25 protein-coding genes are annotated in these 24281 nt (G+C 62.6%); 19 read left to right on the top strand and 6 right to left on the bottom strand.

Features of this window, described 5'->3' with window-relative positions:
- Nucleotides 1-113: 113 nt before the first annotated feature.
- Together secD and secF are read left to right on the top strand one after the other, a co-directional pair.
- The gene (secD, locus tag R5M92_RS09515; protein WP_346795689.1) at nucleotides 114-1964 is read left to right on the top strand and encodes a protein translocase subunit SecD; all 1851 of its coding nucleotides are present in this window, start codon (nucleotides 114-116) and stop codon (nucleotides 1962-1964) included.
- A gap of 112 nt (nucleotides 1965-2076) precedes the next feature.
- Complete coding sequence (secF, locus tag R5M92_RS09520) at nucleotides 2077-3003, top strand: protein translocase subunit SecF (RefSeq protein ID WP_346795690.1); 927 nt, start codon at nucleotides 2077-2079, stop codon at nucleotides 3001-3003.
- 117 nt (nucleotides 3004-3120) lie between these two features.
- Here the strand turns inward: secF and R5M92_RS09525 are convergent, their stop codons facing one another.
- Nucleotides 3121-3915 carry an inositol monophosphatase family protein gene (locus R5M92_RS09525; RefSeq protein WP_346799330.1) on the bottom strand — a complete coding sequence of 265 codons (795 nt, stop codon included), beginning with the start codon at nucleotides 3913-3915 and terminating at the stop codon, nucleotides 3121-3123.
- A 200-nt stretch (nucleotides 3916-4115) separates the two neighbouring features.
- On the opposite strand from R5M92_RS09525, the gene R5M92_RS09530 reads away from it, so the two are divergent.
- The 15 genes from R5M92_RS09530 (at nucleotide 4116) to R5M92_RS09600 (ending at nucleotide 18635) form a co-directional block, all read left to right on the top strand.
- A complete protein-coding gene (locus tag R5M92_RS09530) occupies nucleotides 4116-4889 on the top strand; it encodes an RNA methyltransferase (protein WP_346795691.1) in 774 nt (257 codons plus the stop codon).
- Between the two features lie 60 nt (nucleotides 4890-4949).
- Nucleotides 4950-5804, top strand: a complete 855-nt coding sequence (gene cysE, locus R5M92_RS16235; protein ID WP_417338683.1) for a serine O-acetyltransferase — start codon at nucleotides 4950-4952, stop codon at nucleotides 5802-5804.
- Between the two features lie 90 nt (nucleotides 5805-5894).
- Nucleotides 5895-6359, top strand: a complete 465-nt coding sequence (iscR, locus tag R5M92_RS09540) for a Fe-S cluster assembly transcriptional regulator IscR (RefSeq protein WP_346795692.1) — start codon at nucleotides 5895-5897, stop codon at nucleotides 6357-6359.
- A gap of 110 nt (nucleotides 6360-6469) precedes the next feature.
- Nucleotides 6470-7633 carry an IscS subfamily cysteine desulfurase gene (locus R5M92_RS09545; RefSeq protein ID WP_346795693.1) on the top strand — a complete coding sequence of 388 codons (1164 nt, stop codon included), beginning with the start codon at nucleotides 6470-6472 and terminating at the stop codon, nucleotides 7631-7633.
- 79 nt (nucleotides 7634-7712) lie between these two features.
- A complete protein-coding gene (locus tag R5M92_RS09550) occupies nucleotides 7713-8039 on the top strand; it encodes an iron-sulfur cluster assembly accessory protein (RefSeq protein WP_346795694.1) in 327 nt (108 codons plus the stop codon).
- Nucleotides 8040-8241: 202 nt separating this feature from the next.
- Nucleotides 8242-8667 (top strand): nucleoside-diphosphate kinase, encoded by a 426-nt coding sequence (ndk, locus tag R5M92_RS09555; protein WP_346795695.1) that lies wholly within the window; start codon nucleotides 8242-8244, stop codon nucleotides 8665-8667.
- Nucleotides 8668-8745: 78 nt separating this feature from the next.
- Nucleotides 8746-9933 (top strand): 23S rRNA (adenine(2503)-C(2))-methyltransferase RlmN, encoded by a 1188-nt coding sequence (gene rlmN, locus R5M92_RS09560; RefSeq protein WP_346795696.1) that lies wholly within the window; start codon nucleotides 8746-8748, stop codon nucleotides 9931-9933.
- Between the two features lie 144 nt (nucleotides 9934-10077).
- Nucleotides 10078-10818 carry a type IV pilus biogenesis/stability protein PilW gene (gene pilW / locus R5M92_RS09565; RefSeq protein WP_346795697.1) on the top strand — a complete coding sequence of 247 codons (741 nt, stop codon included), beginning with the start codon at nucleotides 10078-10080 and terminating at the stop codon, nucleotides 10816-10818.
- A gap of 61 nt (nucleotides 10819-10879) precedes the next feature.
- On the top strand, nucleotides 10880-11944 hold the full coding sequence (locus tag R5M92_RS09570; RefSeq protein WP_346795698.1) for a RodZ domain-containing protein: 1065 nt from the start codon (nucleotides 10880-10882) through the stop codon (nucleotides 11942-11944).
- A gap of 7 nt (nucleotides 11945-11951) precedes the next feature.
- Complete coding sequence (gene ispG, locus R5M92_RS09575) at nucleotides 11952-13067, top strand: flavodoxin-dependent (E)-4-hydroxy-3-methylbut-2-enyl-diphosphate synthase (RefSeq protein ID WP_346795699.1); 1116 nt, start codon at nucleotides 11952-11954, stop codon at nucleotides 13065-13067.
- Nucleotides 13068-13145: 78 nt separating this feature from the next.
- Nucleotides 13146-14408, top strand: coding sequence for a histidine--tRNA ligase (gene hisS, locus R5M92_RS09580; protein WP_417339149.1), 1263 nt, complete (start codon nucleotides 13146-13148; stop codon nucleotides 14406-14408).
- 115 nt (nucleotides 14409-14523) lie between these two features.
- Nucleotides 14524-15183, top strand: coding sequence for a YfgM family protein (locus tag R5M92_RS09585; protein WP_346795701.1), 660 nt, complete (start codon nucleotides 14524-14526; stop codon nucleotides 15181-15183).
- Nucleotides 15180-16346, top strand: coding sequence for an outer membrane protein assembly factor BamB (gene bamB / locus R5M92_RS09590; protein WP_346795702.1), 1167 nt, complete (start codon nucleotides 15180-15182; stop codon nucleotides 16344-16346). The genes R5M92_RS09585 and bamB overlap by 4 nt, the downstream gene beginning before the upstream one ends.
- A complete protein-coding gene (der, locus tag R5M92_RS09595) occupies nucleotides 16343-17746 on the top strand; it encodes a ribosome biogenesis GTPase Der (RefSeq protein ID WP_346795703.1) in 1404 nt (467 codons plus the stop codon). Before bamB ends, der begins: the two co-directional genes overlap by 4 nt.
- Before the next feature lie 274 nt (nucleotides 17747-18020).
- Nucleotides 18021-18635, top strand: a complete 615-nt coding sequence (locus tag R5M92_RS09600; protein WP_346795704.1) for a hypothetical protein — start codon at nucleotides 18021-18023, stop codon at nucleotides 18633-18635.
- A 10-nt stretch (nucleotides 18636-18645) separates the two neighbouring features.
- Here R5M92_RS09600 and R5M92_RS09605 read toward each other — a convergent pair whose 3' ends face one another.
- Nucleotides 18646-19515, bottom strand: coding sequence for an ATP-binding protein (locus R5M92_RS09605; RefSeq protein WP_346795705.1), 870 nt, complete (start codon nucleotides 19513-19515; stop codon nucleotides 18646-18648).
- A gap of 116 nt (nucleotides 19516-19631) precedes the next feature.
- On the opposite strand from R5M92_RS09605, the gene R5M92_RS09610 reads away from it, so the two are divergent.
- Nucleotides 19632-20429 carry a M48 family metallopeptidase gene (locus R5M92_RS09610; RefSeq protein WP_346795706.1) on the top strand — a complete coding sequence of 266 codons (798 nt, stop codon included), beginning with the start codon at nucleotides 19632-19634 and terminating at the stop codon, nucleotides 20427-20429.
- 22 nt (nucleotides 20430-20451) lie between these two features.
- The gene (locus tag R5M92_RS09615) at nucleotides 20452-20709 is read left to right on the top strand and encodes a hypothetical protein (protein ID WP_346795707.1); all 258 of its coding nucleotides are present in this window, start codon (nucleotides 20452-20454) and stop codon (nucleotides 20707-20709) included.
- Between the two features lie 82 nt (nucleotides 20710-20791).
- Here R5M92_RS09615 and aroE read toward each other — a convergent pair whose 3' ends face one another.
- Genes aroE through dprA form a run of 4 tightly spaced genes read right to left on the bottom strand, consistent with a single transcriptional unit; the run spans nucleotide 20792 to nucleotide 24279 of the window.
- Nucleotides 20792-21610, bottom strand: a complete 819-nt coding sequence (gene aroE / locus R5M92_RS09620) for a shikimate dehydrogenase (RefSeq protein ID WP_346795708.1) — start codon at nucleotides 21608-21610, stop codon at nucleotides 20792-20794.
- On the bottom strand, nucleotides 21607-22542 hold the full coding sequence (gene hemF, locus R5M92_RS09625) for an oxygen-dependent coproporphyrinogen oxidase (protein WP_346795709.1): 936 nt from the start codon (nucleotides 22540-22542) through the stop codon (nucleotides 21607-21609). The genes aroE and hemF overlap by 4 nt, the downstream gene beginning before the upstream one ends.
- A gap of 24 nt (nucleotides 22543-22566) precedes the next feature.
- Nucleotides 22567-23124, bottom strand: coding sequence for an L-threonylcarbamoyladenylate synthase (locus R5M92_RS09630; RefSeq protein ID WP_346795710.1), 558 nt, complete (start codon nucleotides 23122-23124; stop codon nucleotides 22567-22569).
- 39 nt (nucleotides 23125-23163) lie between these two features.
- Entirely contained in the window at nucleotides 23164-24279 is a 1116-nt protein-coding gene (dprA, locus tag R5M92_RS09635) for a DNA-processing protein DprA (protein ID WP_346795711.1), read from the bottom strand.
- Nucleotides 24280-24281: the final 2 nt, after the last annotated feature.

Genomic DNA, 24281 nt, shown 5'->3' on the forward strand with positions numbered 1-24281 from the left:
GACCCCAGTGCCAGCCACCCCGGCAGGGTGAGAGGGTCTGAAAGATGGTGAACAGTGCCCTGCCTTGCTTGCCAAGGTAGGGCATCTCGTACGTTATTTAAGGCAGGGCTTGCATGCTCAACCGTTATCCCTTGTGGAAGTATCTGCTGATCCTGGCCGTGGTCGTGGCCGGATTGATTTACTCGCTTCCCAACCTATTCCCCGAAGATCCCGCCATACAGATCAGCAGCGCTCGCGGCGGTGCCACCCTTGATGAGTCGCGTCTCGAACAGATTGAGCGCGAGCTGGAAAGCGCCGATATCGCAGTCAAGGGTATCGAGCAGGCGAACGATCAGTGGCTGATTCGCCTCGAACGCGCCGACGATCAGCTGAATGCCCGCGACATCATCAGCGATAGGCTCGGCGACGATGCTTCGGTGGCACTCAACCTTGCCGAAGCCACACCCGGCTGGCTTCAGGCGTTTTCGGCCTCGCCCATGACGCTCGGCCTGGACCTGCGCGGCGGCGTCCACTTCCTGCTCGAAGTGGATATGGACGCAGCGTTGACTCAACGCCTGGAAGTCAACGCCAGCGCCATGCGCGAACTGCTGCGTGGCGAACGTATCCGCTACCGCAATACCGATGTCGACGAACGCAGCCTGTCGATCGACTTCGCCAGTAGCGAAGATCGCGACAATGCGCGCCGCCTGATCACGCGGGATTTCCCCGATTTCGAATACGCAAGTGAAGGCGACGGCCGTGGCGCCAGCCTGGTCATGACCTTGACCGAGCAGTCCGTCGAGGAGATCCGCGACTACGCCATCAACCAGAACCTGACCACCCTGCGCAACCGGGTGAACGAGCTGGGTGTCGCGGAGCCCATGGTGCAGCGCCAAGGACCTGACCGCATCGTGGTTGAGCTTCCGGGGGTTCAGGACACGGTCGCCGCCAAGCGCGTCGTGGGCGCCACCGCCAACCTGGAATTCCGCCTTGAAGCGCGCCCGGATGCGCCCAGCAACGAAACCGAAACCCTCGAATTCCGCAACAATCCTGCCCGTAGCGCCGAACTGATGCGCGACGTGATCATCACCGGTGACAGCGTCTCCAGTGCCAGCCGCAGCTTCGACGAAAACGGCCGACCCCAGGTCAACATCAACCTGGACGGCACCGGTGGCACCTTGATGAACCGGGCTACACGCACCAATATCGGCCGCAACATGGCGGTGATCTTCATCGAGCACAAGACCCGTGACCGCACGGTGATGGTGGATGGCGAGGAAGTGATCGAGCGCGAGCCCTACGTGGAGCGCGGCCTGATCAGCCTGGCCACCATCCAGAGCGCACTCGGCAATAGCTTCCGCATTACCGGCCTGGAATCGCCGACCGAAGCCGCCGAACTGGCGCTGCTGCTGCGCTCCGGCTCGCTGGCCGCCCCGATCTACTTCGTCCAGGAACGCACCATCGGCCCCAGCCTGGGACAGAACAACATTGATCGCGGCGTGCTCTCGGTGCAGATAGGCCTGCTGTTGGTGGTACTGTTCATGCTGGCCCGCTACAAGGTCTTCGGGGTCATCGCCAATGTCGCCCTGGCGCTGAACCTCACCCTGTTGATCGCCGCCATGTCCCTGCTCGGCGCCACCCTGACGCTTCCCGGCATCGCCGGTATCGTGTTGACGCTAGGCATGGCCGTGGACGCCAACGTGTTGATATTCGAGCGTATACGCGAAGAGTTGCGCAACGGTCTGTCGATACAGCAAGCGATCAACGCCGGTTACGAGCGCGCGTTCAGCTCCATCGTCGATGCCAACATCACGACCCTGCTGGTGGCGGTAATACTGTTCTCGATCGGCACCGGGCCGGTCAAGGGGTTCGCCGTCACTCTGTCACTCGGCATCCTCACGTCGCTGTTCACCGCTCTTCTCCTGACACGCGCCATGGTCAATCTGTCTTATGGTGGCAAGCCGGTGAAGAAGCTATGGATTTAAGTACGCTGGATTTAAGTACGCTGGATTTAAGTACGCTGGATTTAAGTACGCTGGATTTAAGGACGCTGGATTTAATGCACGGCGCATTCGAGCCGCAATCAACGAGGTGGCAATGAAACCCCTGACACACCACCAGATCGACTTCATGGGCAGGCGCCGGATCGCTTTCATCGCGTCGGCACTGCTGCTCACGCTTTCGATCCTGTCTATCATCTTTCAGCAGCTCAACCTGGGACTGGATTTTACCGGCGGTACCTTGATCGAGGTGCGTTACGCCGCGGCTCCTTCTCTGGACGGTGTTCGGCAATTACTGGAAAACGCCGACTTTCAGGATATTTCCGTACAGACCTTCGGCGCTTCCACGGAAGTCCTCATCCGCCTGCAGCAAGCGTTCGACCCCGATGTGGGCAGCGATGTGGTCAACCTCCTGCGCAGCGACGGCGCAACGGTGGAACTCATTCGCGCCGAATTCGTCGGTGCCCAGGTCGGCGACCAGCTACGCGACCAGAGCGGTCTGGGCCTGCTGGTCGCGCTCGGCGTGGTGATGCTCTATGTCGCGCTGCGCTTCCAGTACAAGTTCGCCATCGGCGCCCTGCTGGCCCTGCTGCATGACGTGATCATCGTGGTGGGGATCTTTTCGCTGTTCCAGCTCGAGTTCAACCTGACGGTTCTCGCGGCCCTGCTGGCGGTTATCGGCTACTCGCTCAACGATACCATCGTGGTCTACGACCGTATCCGCGAGACCATACGCACCTCGCGCCTGGAAGACATGCCGGCCATCTTCAACGAATCCATCAATGCCACCCTGTCGCGCACCCTCGCCACCTCCGGCACGACCCTGCTGGTATTGCTAGCGCTGCTGCTGCTGGGCGGGGACATGATCTACAACTTCTCGGTTGCCTTGATCATCGGCATCGTGGTGGGCACGTTCTCGTCGATCTACATCTCCGGTGCGCTGCTGCTGCCGCTCAAGCTGAAGCGTGAAGATCTTATACCGGCCCAGAAGGAAGACCCGGAAGCCGAGGAAGAACTTCCTTGAGTCGATCGTAGCTGAGCCTGCCCAAACGGGGCAGGCACGAGCCGCACGTAATAAAAAGCCCCTGCCGGGATGAACCGACAGGGGCTTTTCACTGGTCGTGACCGGGGTATCGGCGCCTTAGAAATGCGGCGCGAGTTGCTTGATCAGAGCCTTGTAGAGACGCGGCCCGGCAGCCATCAACTGCCCTTCCATGCTCACCGAGGGCTTGCCGTCCGGCGTGCCCGTCAGCGCGCCGGCTTCTTTCAACAACAGCGTACCCACATGCAGATCCTGCTCCTCCAGCCCCAGGACGAAGACGCTATCGACACGGCCGCTGGCCAATTCGCAGATATCCAGCAAGCCGCTACCGCTGGCCAGAAGCGTTTCCACCTGCGGGCCGAGCTGCTGGGTCAGGGTGAGATAAGCGGGCAGGTAGCGCGAACGCAGCCAGCTTTCCGGCAGGCTCATGGCCACTCGCGTGCCCGAAACCGCCGTGGGCTTGCTGACCCGGATGCGCTTGTCGTTGTGCTGGGCGCCACGGCCGCGGCTAGCGATGTACTCGTCATCGCTGAACGGGCAGATGATCACCGCATGTTCGGGGCGGCCCTTGACCAGACACACCACCGAGATCGCAAAGCCCTTGCCCGCAACCGCCAGGTTGGAGTAGCCATGCATCGGTTCGATTTTCCAGACGATATCCGCGCCGTCGTCCACTCCCGCTTTGTGGGCGGTATAGCGTCCCATCACGCCGTGTTGCGGATAACCGCGCTCGAGCTGCTGCACGATCGTGGCTTCCGCCTTGCGCGCGGTATCTTCAAGCAGGCGTTCCAGATTGAATTCCTCGTGGGCGTTTTCGATACGCTCACGAATACGCAAAAACTGTTCAGCGGCACTGCGCGCAGCGCGCAGTGTGAATTGGACCATCGGATGCATGATCAGGCCTTGTGACTCGGTGATGTTAAAGAACGCAGCATGAGACAGAAGGGCCCATGCCGTCATAATTGGCGCGCATCCTAGCAGATCGCCCTCCGACACGCCACGCACTCATGCTAAACTCGCCGCGAAACCAATGTCTCCGGCTCGCCCCGCGTGCCCTCTCGTCTCGAAACCGACCTGCAATCCGAGTGTTAACCATGCTTGAGCGCATTCGCATCATTCTCATCGGCACCAGTCACCCCGGCAATATCGGCGGGGTCTGCCGCGCCATGCATAACATGGGACTAGACGATCTGGCGCTGGTCGCCCCGCGCTGTGACGCGATCACGCAAGACAGTATTTCGCGGGCGTCCGGCGCCGACCACCTGCTCCACCAAGCGTCCCAGCACACCACCCTGGAGCAAGCGGTGAGCGATTGCACCCTGGTGGTGGGCGCCAGCGCACGTTCGCGCACCCTGCCCTGGCCGATGATCACCCCCCGCCGACTCGGCGAACGGCTGCCCCAGGAGCTAAGCGCGGCTGATGCCCGGGTGGCGCTGGTGTTCGGTCGCGAGGATAGCGGGCTGACCAACGCCGAGCTGCAGCGCTGTCATGCCCACGTGCATATTCCCACCAATGCCGACTTCAGCTCGCTCAATCTCGCCGCCGCCGTCCAGGTACTGGCCTATGAGTGCCGCCTGGCCTGGCTTGACGCGCAACAGCAAGCGCCGGAGCCCTCGTCCCAGCCGCTGGCGACCCACGACGAACTCGAGCACTATTTCGCCCATCTGGAGCGCAGCCTGGTGGCGATCGATTTCCACGATCCCGCCCAGCCTCGGCAACTGATGGCTCGCCTGCGCCGGCTTTACCTGCGTGCGCGCCCCGAGCGCATGGAGTTGAATATCCTGCGCGGAATACTTTCGGCGACCGAGAAAGCCGCCGCCGAGAAAGCCGTCGACGTCTCCCGACCCTCCTCGTCGGAACGCTCTTGAAGCCCATCCCCGACGCCCCCACTATGGGAGACTCGGCCTTATTTCCCCAAGGACAGCCGCATGTTTCAACTTCTGCGTGAAGACATCAACAGCGTGTTCAAGCGCGACCCCGCCGCCCGCAATTTTTTCGAGGTATTGACCAATTACCCGGGCCTCCATGCGCTGCTGCTTCACCGCCTCAATCACTGGCTGTGGAAGAAGAACCTCAAATGGCTGGCCCGCACCCTGTCGACTTTCTCGCGCTGGCTGACCGGTATCGAGATCCACCCCGGCGCCAGGATCGGCCGTCGCTTTTTCATCGATCACGGCATGGGCGTGGTCATCGGCGAGACCACCGAAGTAGGCAATGATGTCACGCTCTACCAGGGCGTCACTCTCGGCGGTACCAGCTGGCAGAAAGGCAAGCGCCACCCCACGCTGGAAGACGGCGTGATCGTCGGTGCCGGTGCCAAGATTCTAGGGCCGTTCACGGTCGGCACGGGCGCCAAGATCGGCTCCAACGCGGTAGTGACCAAGGAGGTGCCCGTGGGCGCCACGGTGGTGGGGATTCCCGGCAAGATCGTCAAGCGTGCCGAGCCCGACGAGGAAGAGGCCCTGGAAGTCGACCCCGAACGACGCGAAGCCATCTGTCAGAAATTCGGCTTCGATGCCTACGGGGTGAGCCAGGACATGCCCGACCCCATGGCCCGCTCGATGCAGGCGATGCTTGACCACATGCACGCGGTGGACGAGCGGATCGAACGCATGTGCGCCACCCTGCGCAAGCTGGATGCCAGCTATCACGATGGTCGCCTGCCCGAACTGCGCGACGAGGATTTTGCCGAGATTCTCGACGAACACGACAATGGCTGCATGGGCCCGAAAGCGGACAACGAGGCAACGATGCGAAGTCAGCCCGATCGTCATAATGGTTGACCAAAGCGGTAGGGTTTTCCCATAATAGCTTTCCATACGAGATCTCCATTGTGATTATTCGCCGGCCATGCCGGCACCGAGGTGTCCGCCATGCGTTTGACTACCAAGGGTCGCTACGCCGTGACCGCCATGCTCGATTTGGCGTTGCATGACGAAAAGGGTCCTATCAGCCTGGCGGCCATTTCCCAGCGGCAGGAAATCTCGCTCTCCTATCTGGAGCAGCTGTTCGCCCGATTGCGCCGCGCGGGCCTGGTCAAGAGCGTTCGTGGTCCGGGTGGTGGCTATTTGCTGGCTATTGCCGCCACGCATATCTCGGTGTCTCGTGTCATCGATGCGGTCAACGAAACCGTCGACGCCACTCGCTGCAAGGGGCTCTCCGATTGCCAGCAGGGCGCCACCTGCCTGACTCACCACCTATGGTGCGAACTGTCCGACCAGATCCGCGGTTTTCTCGACGACATGACCCTGGCCCAGCTGATTCAACGCCAGGAAGTCCAGCATATCGCCGCTCGCCAGCAGCAGCGTGCCGCGGATGTTCTCGCGTCGTCGCCATAGCCCCTTGACATAGCCCTTTAGACAACCCGTCGTCATGGATCGCCGTCGACTCGCAGCGCCTCCGGATGACATTTCTTACAGCCACGCAGAATCAGCACGCAGACCCGACGATGAGCGCAAACGCACCAGCCACCCCGATCTACCTGGACTACGCCGCCACCACGCCGGTGGACAACCGCGTGGTAGCGGTCATGTTGCGCTATCTTGGCCAAGACGAGCTTTTTGCCAATCCCGCCTCACGCAGCCACATGCTCGGCTGGCAGGCGGAGCAGGCCGTGGAACAGGCGCGCCGCCAGGTGGCGGATGTCATTGGAGCCGACCCGCGTGAAATCGTCTGGACCAGTGGCGCCACCGAGGCTGACAATCTCGCCCTGACAGGCTACATGCGGGCCAACCAGGCGCGTGGGCGACACTTGATCACCTCCACCATCGAACACAAGGCGGTGGTGGATACCGCCAAGGCCCTGGAACACGAGGGCTATTCGGTGACCTGGCTGACTCCCCAGCGCGACGGGCGCATCACCCCGGCGCAGCTAGGCGACGCCATGCGCGACGATACCGTGCTGGTGTCGCTGATGGCGGTCAACAATGAACTGGGCACCATCAACGATATCGCCGCGCTGGCCGAGGTAGCCCGCGCCCACGGGGCGGCCTTCCATACCGATGCCGCCCAGGCCATAGGGCGCATCGAACTGGATGTCGAACGCCTGGGCGTCGACCTGTTATCGCTGTCGGCTCACAAGGTTTACGGCCCCAAGGGCATCGGCGCGCTGTATGTGAAGCGGCACCCGGACGTCCGCATCGAAGCGCTGATCCACGGTGGCGGCCACGAACGTGGCATGCGTTCCGGCACGCTCCCCACCCATCAGATCGCCGGCATGGGCGAGGCGTTCGCGCTGGCGGCCGCCGAAGGTACCGCTGACCAGCAGCGCATCACCGCCCTTCGCGACCGCCTGTGGCAGGGCCTGTCGGGATTGGGCGGCATTCACGCCAACAGCGACCCCAGCGTGTCGATTCCCAATATTCTCAACCTGGGCTTTGACGGTGTGGATGGCGAAGCCCTGCTGATGGCGCTGCGCGACGTTGCGGTTTCGACGGGCTCGGCATGCAACTCCGCGAGCGTCGATCCGTCCTATGTCTTGACGGGCGTCGGCACGCCCCGCTCCCGGGCGCTCTCGTCCTTGCGCCTGAGCTTCGGTCGCTTTACCACCGAAGCCGAAATCGATCATGCCGTGGCGGTATTGCGCCACGCACTGCAGGGATTGAGGCGCTAGCCCGGCTTTGCCGCTGGTGTGCTGCGCTCCACCTCTGCACTACCCTTTCTGCACCACTATTTCTTGCAGGAGAATGACCATGGCGAACCTGTCCATTACCCCCGCAGCGGCCCAACAGATCCAGCATGTGCTTGCCGAGCGCGGCCAGGGGCTGGGGCTACGCGTTTCCGTCAAGCCCAGTGGCTGCTCCGGCTACAGCTACGTGCTGGATTTTGCCGATGAGGTCGGCGAAGAGGAAATTCGCTTCGAAGCCCATGGCGCCCAGGTATTCGTCGCCCCCGATGCCTTGGAGATGCTCGACGGCAGCGAAGTGGATTATGTCAGCGAAGGTCTCAACCGTTTCTTTCGCTTCAACAATCCCAACGTCAAGGACGAGTGCGGCTGCGGTGAAAGCTTCACGGTTTAACGGTCACGAGGCCGGTGGCCGCAAGACACCGGTATTCATCGGCGCAGTGAGGCGCTATAATCCCGCGCACTCGGTTTACCCGGCTTGAGCGCAACCATGCGCCGCCACTCGAACCGCTAGCTTCATGTGCCGCCCCAGCGACTTTGGGCGGCGTATTCTGTTTTATCTGCTGATATTTTCCACCACTCGACGGAGATGTCCCATGGCGACTGAACGCACCCTATCCATCATCAAGCCCGACGCCGTAGCCAAGAACGCCATCGGCGAGATCTACTCTCGCTTCGAGAAAGCCGGCCTGAAGATCGTCGCCGCCAAGATGCAGCAACTGTCCCGCGAGAAAGCCGAGGGCTTCTATGCCGAGCACAAGGAACGCCCCTTCTTCGGCGACCTGGTCGGTTTCATGACGTCCGGTCCGGTCATGGTGCAGGTGCTGGAAGGTGAAGGCGCCATCGCCAAGAACCGTGAGCTGATGGGCGCGACCAACCCCAAGGAAGCCGAGCCGGGCACCATCCGCGCCGACTTCGCCGAGTCCATCGACGCCAATGCCGTCCATGGCTCCGACGCCCCGGCTTCCGCCGAGCGTGAAATCGCCTATTTCTTCGGCAACGACGAGCTGTGCCCACGTTAAACCGGCACCGCCGCCACATTCCTGCCGGCCACTTTCGCGGGGGCCAACGCCCCCGCCCTTTCTGAATCGCTGATCACCATGTCCACTGTTCCCGAACATACGCCGTCCCCCGCTGCCGCCCCCGTTGGCCGCAGCGCTGGCCAATCGAGTACCGACCAGCCAGGCACCAATCTGCTGGGACTTTCCCGCGAGGCCATGGAAGCTTTCTTTCTGTCCATCGGGGAAAAGAAGTTCCGTGCCGCTCAGGTCATGAAGTGGATTCATCATGAGGGCTGCGACGACTTCGCCTCCATGACGAATCTCTCCAAGTCGCTGCGCGAGCGCTTGGCGGAAGTCGCGGAAATTCGCGGACCCAAGGTGGTATACGAAGGCACCTCCAGTGACGGCACCAAGAAGTGGGTACTGGAAGTGGAGGATGGCAGCTATGTCGAGACCGTGCTGATCCCGGCGGAGAACGGCAAGCGGCGTACCTTGTGCGTCTCCTCCCAGGTCGGCTGTTCGCTGGATTGCAGCTTCTGCTCCACCGGCAAGCAGGGTTTTCAGCGCAACCTGACTGCCGCCGAGATCATCGGCCAGGTATGGGTCGCTCAACGCAGTGTCGGCCCGCAGAACGACAGCGCCAACCGCGCGGTGACCAATGTGGTGATGATGGGCATGGGCGAGCCGCTGCTCAATTACGACAACGTCGTGCCGGCCATGAAGCTGATGCTCGACGACAACGGCTACGGGCTTTCCAAGCGCCGCGTCACGCTTTCCACCTCGGGCGTGGTACCGATGATCGACAAGCTCGGCGACGAAATGGATGTCAGCCTGGCGGTTTCGCTCCACGCCGCAAACGACGAGCTGCGCAACGAACTGGTGCCGCTCAATCGCAAGTACAATATTCGCGCCCTGCTGGATGCCTGCCATCGTTACCTGGCCAAGTGCGACGGCACCCGCATGGTGACCATAGAATATACCCTGATCAAGGACGTCAACGACCAGCGCGAACATGCCGAGCAGCTGGCCGCCCTGCTCCAGGAATTGCCGTGCAAGATCAACTTGATCCCTTTCAATCCGTTTCCGCATTCGGGGTATGAAAAACCCTCGCGCAACCAGACCATGCGTTTCCAGCAATGGCTTTACGATCTCGAGTACAACGCCACCATCCGTTCGACCCGTGGCGACGATATCGATGCCGCTTGCGGCCAGTTGGTGGGAAGAGTCAAGGACCGCACCAAGCGTCATGCGCGATATATCCAATCCATTCAAATCGATGCAGACTGATCGCGCCGATTCCTTGACTTCCACAGGTCACGGCGCTTTGATGGACAGGCTTTTTCTTCACTGAAATTTCGTCCCATGCGTGGTGTCGTCAGCACTGCAAGGTTATCCGGCTGATGGCCTGAACTCGACGCCGAGAGGAGCTACATGATCTGTCGCCGCTGTATTCCCGTGAGCCTACGACGGGTGCCCTTGTTGACCACCCTGCTAGGGGCTATGTGGTTGGCAGGCTGCGCCACTCCGGCGAACATCGGCGCTCAGCAGACCGACTCCAGCGCGGCGGAAGCCTACACCCGACTGGGAGTCGCTTACCTCGAACGCGATAACCTGCCACGTGCGATGAACGCTCTCGATCGCGCCCTGGAGATAGCTCCATCCCATGCGGAAGCCCTGCAAGCCCTGGCGCTGGTCTATCAGCGTCAAGGCGAGAATGGCTTGGCCGACGAACATTTCCGGCAAGCAATGAAAGCGGACCCCGGCTTTACCCGGGCGCGCAACAACTACGCGGCTTTCCTCTATGAGCAAAATGAAATCGCCCGGGCTTGCGAGCAGCTGGAATACGCCTCGCGGGATGCGCAATACGCCAATCGTGCCCAACTTTTCGCCAATCTCGGCCAGTGCTACCTGGAATTGGGTAACATGGAGGCGGCTCGTGCCAGTCTGGAGCGAGCCTCGAACATTGATCCACGCAATCCACGCAGTTATTTCATGTTAGCCGAACTCGAATATTCACAGGGCCATTACCAACGCGCGTGGCCGCCGTTGCAGTCTTTTCTGCGCCTGGCAGGGCCCAGTCGGGAAGCATTGTCCATGGCGATCGATATTGCCGATGCCGAAGGCGACCAGTCTCGAGCCGCCGACCTGCGTCGTCAACGAGATACCTTGTGAGCCGATACCGCCACGACTTGATGTGCCCTGACCACCGTTTATCAATGAAGGATGCTCAGCCATGAGCGACACTCACTACTCTGAAAGCCAAGTTAACAGCGCAACGGTTTCACCCGGTGACATGGTCCGTCGTCAACGCGAACAACAGGGCATATCGCTTGTCGATGCCTCCCGCGCCCTGAACCTGCGTCCGGCCGTTGTCGATGGTCTGGAAAACGACAACTACGATGAAATTCCCGTACCGGCTTACCGGCGCGGTTATCTGCGTGCCTACGCCAAGTTTCTCGGACTTGATGAACGCCCGGTGCTCGAGGCTTACACTGCGCAATACGGCGGCCAGGATGTCGAACGCAAGGTGACACCGGTACAGGTGTCCAAACCGCCGTCACGCATCGGCGCCTGGCTGTTCAAGCTAGTGACGCTGTTGATTATCGTCGGCTTGATCGCCCTGACCGTGATGTGGTGGCAGAGCCGGGGCGACAGCTCCCTGCCCGGCTTCGGCTTCAACTCCTCGCCGGCGCCCATGGAGGAGTCCGGCGACTTGCCGACATCGGATGATTCATCTGCAGCAGATGACTCGCTGGATGCCGGAGACATGCAGGACATGACTACCGGTGAACTGGACATGCAAGAGCCGGTTGACCCCATCAATGATGAGCTGGACACCCCCTCGGCGCCAATGGATGCGACTCCCGGATCGCAGACCAACAACGACATGCCGCTGGTCTCGGCACCGGAAAGCGATCAAACCGATACCCAGTCGAACCCCGCCGCCGAGGAAGAAATCGAAGACGCCTCAGCGCAGGATGCCGCTGACGAGCCTTCCACCATTGACGCCGACAGCACGGCCGACGAAGCGCAGGAAAGCGCAACCGAAGATGGCCTGGCGCGGCTGGAACTGACCTTCAACGAGCAATCGTGGACGGAGATATTCGACGCCACCAACCAGCGCGTTTTCGTGGGCCTGCAATCGCCCGGCACTTCCGCCAGTGTCGAAGGCGAGCCGCCATTTCGCTTGACCGTGGGCAACGCCACCGGTGTCGAGCTGCGCTACCAGGGCGAGCCTGTCGACCTGGTAGCCCAGGCCGGTGCCAACAACGTTGCCCGCTTTACTCTAGGAGAGTGACCGCCCTATGCACGCCGCATCTCCGATTCAACGTCGCCAGTCTCGCCAGATCCACGTCGGCAATGTCGCCGTCGGCGGTAACGCGCCGATTTCCGTGCAGAGCATGACCAATACCGACACGCTGGACGTCGCCGCGACCGTGGCCCAGATTCGTCAACTGGAAAACGCTGGCGCCGATATCGTGCGGGTTTCCGTACCGGACATGGATGCTGCCGAGGCGTTCGGCAAGATCAAGCGCGAAGTCAACGTGCCGCTGGTCGCCGATATCCACTTCGATTACAAGATCGCCCTGCGCGTCGCCGAACTGGGAGTGGACTGCCTGCGCATCAACCCCGGCAATATCGGCCGCGAGGATCGTGTTCGCGCCGTGGTCAGCGCCGCCCGCGATAACGGCATCCCTATTCGCATCGGCGTCAATGCTGGTTCGCTGGAAAAGGACCTGCAGAAGAAGTACGGCGAGCCCACGCCCGAGGCCCTGGTGGAGTCCGCCATGCGCCATATCGATCATCTCGAGCGACTCGACTTCCCCGAATTCAAGGTCAGCGTCAAGGCCTCGGATGTGTTCATGGCCGTGGCCGCTTATCGCTCGCTGGCCAGCCGCATCGAGCAGCCGCTGCATCTGGGCATCACCGAAGCCGGCGGCCTGCGCTCGGGTACGGTCAAGTCTTCGATCGGACTCGGCATGCTGTTGATGGACGGCATCGGCGACACCATTCGCGTGTCGCTGGCAGCCGACCCGGTCGAGGAGATCAAGGTCGGCTTCGACATGCTGAAAAGCTTGCGCCTGCGGGCCAAGGGCATCAACTTCATCGCCTGCCCCAGTTGCTCGCGGCAGAACTTCGATGTCATCAGCACCATGAATGCCCTCGAGGAGCGTCTGCAGGACGTCATGACGCCCCTCGACGTTTCCGTGATCGGCTGTGTGGTCAATGGTCCCGGCGAGGCCAAGGAGACCGATATCGGCCTGACCGGCGGTAGCCCGGCCAACCTGGTCTACATCGACGGCAAGCCCGCCAGCAAGTTGCGCAACGACAACCTGGTAGATGACCTGGAAGCCTTGATCCGCGACAAAGTACGTGAAAAGCAGTTGAAGCAACAGGATACGATAGCCCGCAGCGTCTAGTGCCGACCGGCCCGCCGGAAGGCCATGCTGCTCGTCAAGGAGTTTGCATTGAGCAAGAAGATCCAGGCCATTCGTGGCATGAACGACCTGCTGCCCGGCGACAGCCCGCGCTGGCAGTTTCTGGAAGCCAAGGTACGCCGCCTCATGCAGCGCTACGGTTTCGACGAGATTCGCATGCCGATCCTCGAGCAGACCGCGCTATTCGCCCGCTCGATCGGTGAAGTCACCGATATCGTCGAGAAGGAGATGTACACCTTCGAGGACCGCAATGGCGATAGTCTCACCCTGCGTCCCGAGGGAACCGCCAGCTGCGTGCGTGCCGCCCTGGAGCACGGGCTGCTGCACAACCAGACCCAACGGCTGTGGTACCAGGGCCCGATGTTTCGCCACGAACGTCCGCAGAAGGGCCGCTATCGGCAGTTTCATCAGGTTGGCGTGGAGGCCTACGGCTTCGACGGCCCCGATATCGATGCCGAGGTGATCCTGCTCTCCGCTCGGCTTTGGCAGGAGCTCGGCCTGGCCGACCACGTGACCCTGGAACTCAACTCGCTGGGTTCCAGCGAAGCTCGCTCGGCTTATCGCGCCACGCTGGTGGAGTATTTCAACGACCACCGCGATGTGCTCGACGAGGACTCCCTGCGCCGGCTGGAAAGCAATCCCCTGCGCATTCTGGACTCCAAGAACCCGGCCATGGCCGAGATGCTCGACGGCGCTCCCCAGCTGATGGATCACCTTGACGAGGAGTCCCGCCGGCACTTCGAACAGCTGACCACCATGCTGCAAGCCGCCGGCATCGACTACGTCGTCAATCCGCGCCTGGTACGCGGCCTGGATTATTACTGCCGCACCGTGTTCGAGTGGACCACCACGGCGCTTGGCAGCCAGGGAACCGTATGCGCCGGCGGACGTTACGACGGCCTGGTGGAGCAGCTCGGCGGCAAGCCGACACCCGCCGTGGGTTTCGCCATGGGCATCGAGCGGCTGGTACTGCTGCTGGAAACCCTCGACCTGGTGCCCGCCGACGCCATGGGCGGCTGCGATGTGTACATGCTGCCCATGGACGACAGTGCAACCGTGGCGGCCTTGACGCTTGCCGAACAGCTGCGCGGCGCCCTGCCCGAGCTGCGTTTGCAGATGCACTGCGGCGGCGGCAGCTTCAAGAGTCGAATGAAGAAGGCCGACAAGAGCGGCGCCACGCTGGCCGTACTGATTGGCGATGAGGAACTGGCCCAGCACTCGGCCACGGTGAAGTTTTTGCGCGACGATCGCGACCAGCGCAGCCTGCCCCAGGCGGAACTTGCCGTCGAGCTGCACGGCCTGCTCGAAACGCCCGAGGCCTGATTGGCGGTGCCTGAGCGGATGCCGTGACGCGATGAACTAGCCAACTCGATCGCCATCGCTCGACGAACAATGCTCATCAATTGCAAGACTGACGAATGAAGACAGGAGGCCGCCCGTGGCGGAGCTGAGAACCGAAGAAGAACAACTGGATGCGCTCAAGCGTTGGTGGAAGGCCAATGGCACATCGCTGATTGCCGGGGTGGTGATCGCCGCCGCAGGGGTATTCGGCTGGAATGCCTGGGAGAATTATCAAGCGAACCAGGCCCAGGCTGCGTCCATGCGTTACCAGCAACTGGCCACGGTGGCCTCCGACAGCGAACTGGATGATGCCGGCATCGAACAAGCCCGGCGCCTGGTAGACGAACTGGTCGACGAGCACGGCGGTACGCTCTATGCCGAACTGGCCCTGCTGCTCGATACACGCCTGGCCGTACAGCAGGGTGACCTGGAAGGCGCGCAGGCGGCACTGGAACAGGTAATCGATACCTCCTCGCGGCGATATGTGCAGAGCCTTGCCAGACTGCGCCTGGCCCGCCTGGCGCTGGAAGCTGACGACGCGGAACGTGCCCTCACGCTACTCGACGACCCCATCAGCGATGCGCTGTCCGCCCAGCGAGCCAATGTTCGCGGCGATGCCCTCAGTGCCCTCGGTCGCGACGACGAGGCCCGGCAGGCGTGGCAGGAAGCCCTGGCCATGGCAGAGGCCAAAGACCAGCCCCTTTACGGCGTAAGTTTCAAATTGGACGACCTTGGCACCCAGGAGACCGCATTATGAATTCCTTCCTAACGCTACGTCTGCCGCTGCTGGCCGCCGGCACCCTGGCCCTGGCTCTGGTGGCGGGTTGCGCCAACAAGAGCGAGCCCGTGTACACGCCGAAGGAACTCCAGGGGTTCGACGAGAGTTCGACCCTCGATAGCCAGTGGAAGTATGGCGTCGGCGACGGCCTGGGCCGAGCCCGCTACCCCATCGCCCCGGCCCGGGACGGCAACATGGTTTTCGCCGCCGATGCCGAAGGCTACGTGGTGGCGCTGAATGCCCAAAACGGCTCGCGCCAGTGGGAGGTCGAGCTCGACACGCCCATTTCCAGCGCGCTCACCGCCATCGCCGGTAATGTCTACGTCGGCAGTCGCAACGGCGAGGTCCTGGCCCTGTCCCAGCAGGACGGTGACGTGGTGTGGCGCTCCAGGGTTCCCAGCGAAGTCCTGGCGGCCCCCCAGGCCAATCAGGAGCTGCTGGTCGTTCAGAGCGTCGACGGTACCGTCACCGCGCTCGATCGCGCCAACGGTACCGAACGCTGGGTCTACAGCAGTTCGCAACCGGCGCTGACCCTGCGCGGCACCGGCACTCCCCAGGTCATTCCCCCGGTCTCCTTCGTCGGCCTGGCCAACGGCCGCCTGGTGACACTGGACAATCGTAACGGCCAGCCGCTGTGGGAGATGCAGATCGCCGTACCCCAAGGGCGAAGCGAAATCGACCGGCTGGTGGATCTTGCCGGGCAACCGGTACTGACCCAGGACGGCCGACTGTTCGTGAGCAGTTACAACGGCCGCCTGGTGGCGCTCGAGGCCACCCGCGGCGAGATCATGTGGGAATACGACCACTCCAGCCGCCACACGCCGGTGCTGGTGGGCAACTTTCTGTTCACCGTCAGCGATGACAGCCACGTGATCGCCCTCGATGCCCAGACCGGTCGCGAGCTATGGCGCAACGACGACCTCGAAGGCCGCTGGCTGACGTCGCCGGCATTCGTCGACGGCCGCCTGGCCCTGGGCGATTACGAAGGCTATCTTCACCTTATCGGTGCCAGCGAAGGCGATATCGTCGGTCGCACCCGCATCCACAAGTCGGGGATAAGCGTACGCCCCGTGACCGATGGAAAGACGATTCATGTCCTTTCCAACAATGGTCGCCTGGAAACCCTGGAAGTGAATCCATGACACCAGTCATCGCTCTGGTCGGCCGCCCCAACGTGGGCAAGTCGACCCTGTTCAACCGCCTGACTCGCTCGCGTGACGCGCTGGTCGCCGACTTTCCGGGTCTGACCCGGGATCGCAAGTACGGCAATGGCATGTTGGGCGGCAAAGCTTACACGGTAATCGATACCGGTGGCATCAGCGGCGACGAGGAAGGTATCGATGCCGTCATGGCCGAGCAGTCGCTGGCGGCGATCGACGAGGCCGATATCGTCCTGTTCTTGGTCGATGCCCGCGCCGGATTGAATGTCGCCGATGAAGCGATCGCCAACCACCTGCGCGTCAACCAGAAGAAGACCTGGCTGGTAGTCAACAAGATCGACGGGCTCGAAGAGCACTCCGCCATGGCGGAGTTCTGGAAGCTGGGGCTGGGCGACCCCTGGCCGATCGCAGCGGAGCACGGACGCAACGTCTCCACGCTGATCGACGTGGTGCTCGAACCCTTCCCCGAGCGCGACGAGAGCATTCCCGCCGACACCGGCACCAAGGGGATTCGCATCGGCGTCATCGGCCGCCCCAACGTGGGCAAGTCTACCTTGGTCAATCGCCTGCTGGGCGAAGAGCGCGTGGTGGTGTTCGATGAAGCTGGCACCACCCGCGACGCCATCGAGATTCCCTTCGAGCGTCGCGGCAAGCCCTACGTGCTGGTGGACACCGCGGGCGTGCGGCGGCGCAAGAATGTCAGCGAGATCGCCGAGAAGTTCTCCATTATCAAGACCCTCGAGGCGATCAAGGAGTGCCATGTGGCGGTCATGGTGCTGGATGCCCGCACCGGCCTGGTGGAACAGGATCTACACCTGCTCGACTACGTTCTCACCTCGGGGCGCGCCCTGGTCCTGGCGGTGAACAAGTGGGACGGTCTGGAGAGCGAAGCCAAGGACAAGATGCGCAACGAGATCAAGCGCCGCCTGGGGTTCGCCGACTATGCCGAAATGCACTTCATCTCCGCCCTGCACGGTACCGCGGTAGGCGATCTCTACCCTTCTATCGAGCGCGCCTTCAACGCTGCCAATGCCCACTGGTCGACCAACCGTCTCACCACCCTGCTGCAGGATGCCGTCAGCCAGCATCCGCCGCCCCTGGTACACGGACGGCGGATCAAGCTGCGCATGGCCCACCAGGGCGGCAGCAACCCGCCGATCATCGTGGTTCACGGCAACCAGACGGGTTCACTGCCGGAAGCGTATCGCCGCTACCTCACGAATACCTTTCGCAAGGTACTCAAGGTGCGCGGAACGCCGATGCGTTTCGAGTTCCGCTCCGGTAACAACCCCTTCGACCCCATGGCCGGCGCCAGCGACAAGGAAAAGGCCAAGAAACGCGAGCTCAACCGTACCAGGGAGGCGCGCAAGGGCCGCCGCTGACATTGAGAGTTAGACAATCAATTCGACGCCTGCTGCTTTTTCAGCAGGCGTTTTTGCATGTGCCTTGACGAGCTTCGCCAGCAATGGTTTTTACTTGACAGCGTGCGGCTCCAGCCATCAAATAGCCGCGCCTTCAGTTTGTCACTATCGACACTAGCCACTACCGATCACTAGCCATTACCGGCAACAAGCCACCATCCACCGCTAGCGACTACCTGGTACGTAATCTCACTTACAACAGTCGCCACCTTTATCCTTCTCAGGAGGGAACCCCATGCTGCATGCTGCTCGCCTCTGGCGCTGGTTTACTCTGTTTGGCCTTGCCAGTCTGCTCACTGGCTGTCTTGCCCTTCCCCAGACCGGCCTGTTTGCGTTTCGCCTGGCGGTTACCTCGCTCGGCGTCGAGGAAGTCCGCATCGGCCCCTACAACATCAATGCAGGGCTGGACACCAGTGACTTGACCAGCCTGATTGCCTCGAGTCTCGGTACGGGAAGCCTGCCCATACAGGCCACCATCGCCATGGGGCTTGGGTTACCCGCGGGCATGCCGCCGGTCGAGATGTCAGGCTTTCGCTGGAGCTTGGATATGCCCGGTGTCGAACCCGTGCAAGGCCAATACAAGCAGGATGTCACGCTCACTTCCGGCGGGGATGCCAACTTGCGCTTGCCCGTCGCCTTTGACGTGCTCGCCAGCGATACCCGGCGCATGGCGCCGATGCTGGAGCTTGCCAGCCAGTTGGCCACCCAGGGCGAGCTACCGCCCGGCAGCCAACTGGCCATTACCCCCGGGGATCTTCGTGGCTTGGGCATGACGCTGCCCGCCGGATTATTCACCCCCACCATTCGCCTCAATGTCGGCGAAAATGGACGGCTAATACCTCAGCGATGATTTCTCAGCGTCATTTGTTTTCCGCCAAGCGCTTGCGGCCCACCCACTGCGCCGCGAACTGCCAGGCACTGCGTCCGCTGCGCCCACCGCGCAGCGTGGCGAAACGAATCGCCTCGGCCCGTGCCTCGGCCCCCCAGTCTTCGGCGCGGCCCAACTGGGCGACCCAATGGCAGCACGCCTCCAGGTAAGCGTCCTGGTCGAACGGGTAGAAGCTGAGCCACAGGCCGAAACGATCCGACAGCGAGATCTTCTCCTCCACCGCATCGCCGTGATGCAGCTCCTCCCCCACCAGCCGCGAGCCGCTGTTGTCCTCCATCGATTCCGGCAGTAGATGGCGCCGGTTGGATGTGGCATACAGCAGCACATTGGGTGGCGGTCCGGTCAGGGCGCCATCGAGCACGCTCTTGAGCGCCTTGTAGGCATCGTCGTTGCCTTCGAACGACAGATCGTCGCAATACACCACGAAACGATGGGACGAATGACGTAGCTGCTCGACCAGCATGGGCAAGCCCGCCAGGTCATGGCGATCCACCTGGATCATGCGCAAGCCGTCGGCCGCCAGCGAGTTGAGTAGCGCCCGTATCAGCGAGGACTTGCCGCTACCCCTGGCTCCCCACAACAGCACGTGGTTGGCGGGAAAACCGCGCAGAAAGGCCCGAGTATTGTCCACCAGCGCCAGCTTCTGGCGTTCGATGCCCAGCAGGTCATCCAGCCCCAGCGCATCTCGCGGGGGTATCGGCAACAGCCGCCCACCCAGCGGATGCCGCTGCCAGATAGCCGCGACATGGGTGTCCCAGTCCACGGACTCCGGAGCGGGTGGCAACCAGTGATCGACATGATCCAGAAGGCGCGTCAAGCGCCGGCTCAATTCAGCATCCATAATGGTCCTCGGCTTGCATTGTACTTTGACGTGCATTGTACTTTGAGGGTTTGATTTACCCCCGACAGTGGTTATCTTGTGTGCAACGATCCCTACCGTCTATAAGGAAACCGTCTATGCGCTGGCTTCGTCCATTGGCTGTCACCGCCCTGTGTGCTTCTCTCGCGGCCTGTAGCACTTCGCCGACAGGCCGTTCCCAGTTGCTGCTGCTCTCCGACGACCAGCTCAACGAAATGGGCCGCCAGGCATTCACCCAGTACCAGCAGGACCTGCCCAGCGCCGATGCCGCCAGCCAGCGTTACGTGCAGTGCATCACCCGTGCTATCGTCGAGGTCCTGCCCGAACAGCAGCGCAGCCAGCAGTGGAGTGTGCAGGTATTCGAATCGGAACAGGCCAACGCCTTCGCCTTGCCCGGCGGTTACATGGGAGTGAACTCGGGCATGCTGGATATCGCCGAAAATCAGAACCAGCTGGCGTCGGTGATCGGCCACGAAATCGCCCACGTGTTGGCGAACCACTCCAACGAGCGCGCCTCCACCGAAAGTGCCACCCAGCTTGGCCTGTCAGTGCTTTCCAGCACGTCGGGCATCGAGAACCAACAACTGCTGGGCGTGCTGGGCATGGGCGCCGAATACGGAATCCTGCTGCCGTTCTCGCGCCGCCATGAAAGCGAAGCCGACGTGATCGGTTTGCGCCTGATGGCCGAGGCGGGTTTCGACCCCCGCGCCAGTGTTACCCTATGGGAAAACATGCAGGCCGCCTCGGGTGGCGGCGCCCGGCCGCCCGGCTGGATGTCGACGCACCCAAGCCAGGGGCAGCGCATCGAAGGACTGCAGGCCGAAATGCAGGGCGCCATGCAGGTATACGAACAAGCGCGCAATGCCGGCCGCACTCCCAACTGCCCACGCCCGTGATGGCGGCTGCGAAGAGGTCTGAATGATACGTATGGGATTGTTGTTGCTAGTAGTGCCGATCATGGTGCTGCTTGGCGTGTACTTCTGGGAGCTGGGAAACATCCGCGAGTGCCTGTTCGATGGTGGCCATTGGGACTACGTGGAGGGCGTCTGCCGCGACACCCCCCAGCCATTCGTCTCCTGGCTCCAACGCTACCCGCTGCTGGTCAACGGCGGCATGTTGCTGACGATAATCGGCTTGATTCTGTGCCTGGCGGGTTTTTATGTGAAACGGCGCTGAAATGTGAAAGCACGTGAAAAGTAAACGTTATTGAAAGCGAAAACGGCGCAATAAGCGCCGTTTTTCGTTGCTGAAGGAGCGCTCAGTAATCCAGCGATTTACGCAGTAAATCACGCACCGGTGAGGTTTCGGGGCGCACATTGCGCCACAGGAAGAACGACTCCGCCGCCTGCTCCACCAGCATGCCCAGCCCATCGAGAAGCCGAGCCCCACGTGGCCCGGCCCACTGTAGGAAAACCGTGGGTTCGCTGGAGTACATCATGTCGTAGGCCCAGGCCCGCTTGGCGAAGACATCGTCGGGTAAAGGCGGCAAATCACCGCTCAGGCTCGCGCTGGTGCCGTTGATCACCAGGTCGTAACTGCCCGCCAGAGTCTCGAAGCCGCCGCCCGTGATCAGACCCAGGCCACTGAAATCTGCCGCCAGCGCTTCCGCCTTGGCGGCGGTACGGTTGACCACCGCCACGGCGGCGGGCGCTTCGTTGAGCAGGGGTTCGAGCAGCCCGCGCACCGCGCCTCCGGCTCCCACCACCAAAATGCGAGCATCCTTCACGGCCACACGATGGTAGGCCAGGTCGCGCACCAGGCCCATACCATCGGTGTTGTCCCCGTAAGTACGGCCGTTCCCGCCGACGATCAGGGTGTTGACCGCGCCGGCCCGCAGGGCCCGATGGCTCAGGGTATCGCACAGCGCAAACGCCTCCTGCTTGAAAGGCACGGTGACATTGGCGCCTCGTCCTCCCCCCTCGACGAAGCGCCGCCACGCCCCGGCGAAATCGTCCAGCGGCGCTTCGATGGCGCTGTATTCGATTGTCTGGTGCGTCTGGTGGGCGAACTCGGCATGGATCAAGGGCGATTTGGAGTGGCCGACTGGATGGCCGAATACACAGTAGCGTTGCGTCATGATTCTTCCTCAGCTGCGGCGGCTTCTGCCAACCATTCACGCGGGTGCAGGTAGTCTGCGAGCAGGGCCTCGGGGCTATCCGGCTCGGGCGTCCAGGCGTATTCCCAGCGCGCCAGTGGCGGCAGCGACATCAGGATGGATTCGGTACGCCCGCCACTTTGCAGCCCGAAGAGCGTACCGCGGTCCCACACCAGGTTGAACTCCACGTAGCGCCCGCGGCGATAGAGCTGAAACTCACGCTCCCGCTCGCTCCAGGGAGTGCCGCGGCGATGCTCGACGATGGGCAGATAGGCATCGAGGAAGCTGTCGCCGACCGCCCGTTGGAATGCAAAGCAGTTCTCGAAACCGCCCTCGTTGACGTCATCGAAGAACAGCCCACCGACGCCCCGCGTCTCGTCGCGATGCTTGAGGTAGAAGTACTCGTCGCACCAGGCCTTGTAGCGAGGATAAACCCAATCGCCGAAGGGGCGGCAGGCTTCCCGCGCTACCCGATGCCAGTGAACGACATCCTCGAATACCGGATAGAAGGGGGTGAGATCGAAGCCGCCGCCGAACCACCAGACTGGGGCCTCGCCCTCCTTCTCGGCAATGAAGAAACGCACATTGCCGTGACTGGTAGGCACATGAGGGTTGTGCGGATGCAGCACCCAGGACACGCCCACGGCGTGGAAGCTGCGCCCGGCGAGTTCGGGCCGCGCGGCGGTAGCCGAGGGCGGCAACTGCGCACCGTAGACATGCGAGAAGTTGACACCGCCCTTTTCGAACACCTGCCCTTGGACGATTACCCGCGAACGACCGCCGCCGCCCTCCTCGCGTTGCCAGCTCTCCTCCTTGAAGCGGCTGCCGCCATCGGCGGTTTCCAGCCCCGCACAAAGGCGATCCTGCAGGTCGAGCAGGTAGTGCTTCACCTCGTCGAGATGCTCGTGAGCCACGTTGTGCCTCCTGGAAATTCAGATTCAGTCGCGCAGCACCTGGCCGCTGACCAGGTCGCGAATGGTGCTGGGCCGCGGGTTGCCGCCCAGCTCACCGGAAACCAGCGCATCCAGTTGCCCGTCGAAGTAACGCCTGATCTCCTGCTCGCTCATGGCCGGCGGCTGTCCCGCCCGATTGGCGGAGGTGGAAACCAGCGGCCCACCGAACTCACGACACAGCGCCACCATGGTGGGGTGATCGGTGACGCGCAGGGCGACTCGCTCATGAGCGCCGCGCACCAGGCCATGGCTGCGGCCGTTATCCGGTACCAGCCAGGTATTGGGCCCCGGCCAGCTGGCGATCAACGGAGCGTAGAGCGCCACCGGCAAGCCGTCCAGCCAAGGCTGCAGTTGATCGATATGCGCGGCAATGACGATCACGCCCTTGGCCGGGTCTCGCTCCTTGAGCCGCATCAGCTTGGCCAAGGCTTCGTCGTTGTCGGGGTCGCAGCTCAGCCCCCAGACGGCTTCCGTGGGGCAGGCAATCACCCCTGCGTTACGTAGCGCACGCACGGCAACACTCAGTTCAGCAGCCGAGTTCATCACACCTCCCAGCGGTTGGAGTCGGGCCGAGGCATGTTATCACGCCCGTGGCAGGCGCACCCAGCCACCCGCCTGCTGGGTCACCCATCCGTCCAGTTCCAGCATCAATAGCCGTTGCTGGCATTCGCCCACGGCGAGCTCCGCCTGGTATACCAGGGCATCGATCGGTGTGGGGACGTCACTCAGATGAGTCAGCAGGCTATCCGGCAGTTCCTCCGCTGGCGGCACCGGTTCGACGGGAAGCCCCGGCTCCTTGAGAGTGAGCGGCAGAAATGTCGACGCCCACTGGCCGAGTTCCGCCAGTATGTCGTCGGCATCGAGCACCAGGTGCGCCTGGCCTTCGCGAATCAGCTTGAGACAACCGCGGGCCTGGACGTTATGGATCGACCCAGGCAGGGCGAACAGTTCCCGGTCCTGTTCCAGCGCTAGCCGCGCGCTGACCAACGAGCCGCTTTTCTCCGCCGCCTCCACCACCAGCACGCCCAGCGAGAGACCCGTGACAATCCGATTGCGGCGGGGAAAGAACGCTGGCCGGGCCTGGGTTCCCGGCGGATGCTCGGAGAGGATCAAGCCATTGGCTTGCTCGCTTAGCTGTTGATGCAGCGCGCGATGGCGCGGCGGGTAAATCACGTCGACACCGCAACCCAGCACCGCGATGCTCATGCCTCCGGTATCCAGGGCCGCCTGTTGCGCTATCGCATCCACGCCCAACGCCATGCCGCTGACCAGGCACCACCCACGGCGGGCGAATTCCCTACCGAAGGCACGGGCATTCCCGACGCCCTCCTGGGTGGGACGGCGGGTACCCACTACCGCCAGCGTAGGCGGGTCGAGGGCGGCCAGGTCTCCTTGCGCCCACAGCACGCTGGGCGGGTCGGGCAGTTGATCGAGCAAGCGCGGCCACGCGGGATGTCCCGGATGGAGCAGCGCTCGGCGCGGCGACTCGGCCAGCCACTGGCGGGTTTTCTCGATCTCGGCTTCAAGCGGGCTACGCGACGGATGTTCGAGCCACAATCGCAGAGCCTGGGAGGCGGGAGCGGGCATCGCCGCCAGCCATCCTTGCGGCCACTCGGGGTTGCGCGCCACAAGCTCCGCGATCCGCCGCGGCCCCATGCCGGGCAACATCGATACCGCCAGCCACTGCATGGGATCCATGC

It is taken from the genome of Halomonas sp. Bachu 37 (assembly GCF_039691755.1).
Lineage (GTDB): Bacteria > Pseudomonadota > Gammaproteobacteria > Pseudomonadales > Halomonadaceae > Vreelandella > Vreelandella kashgarensis.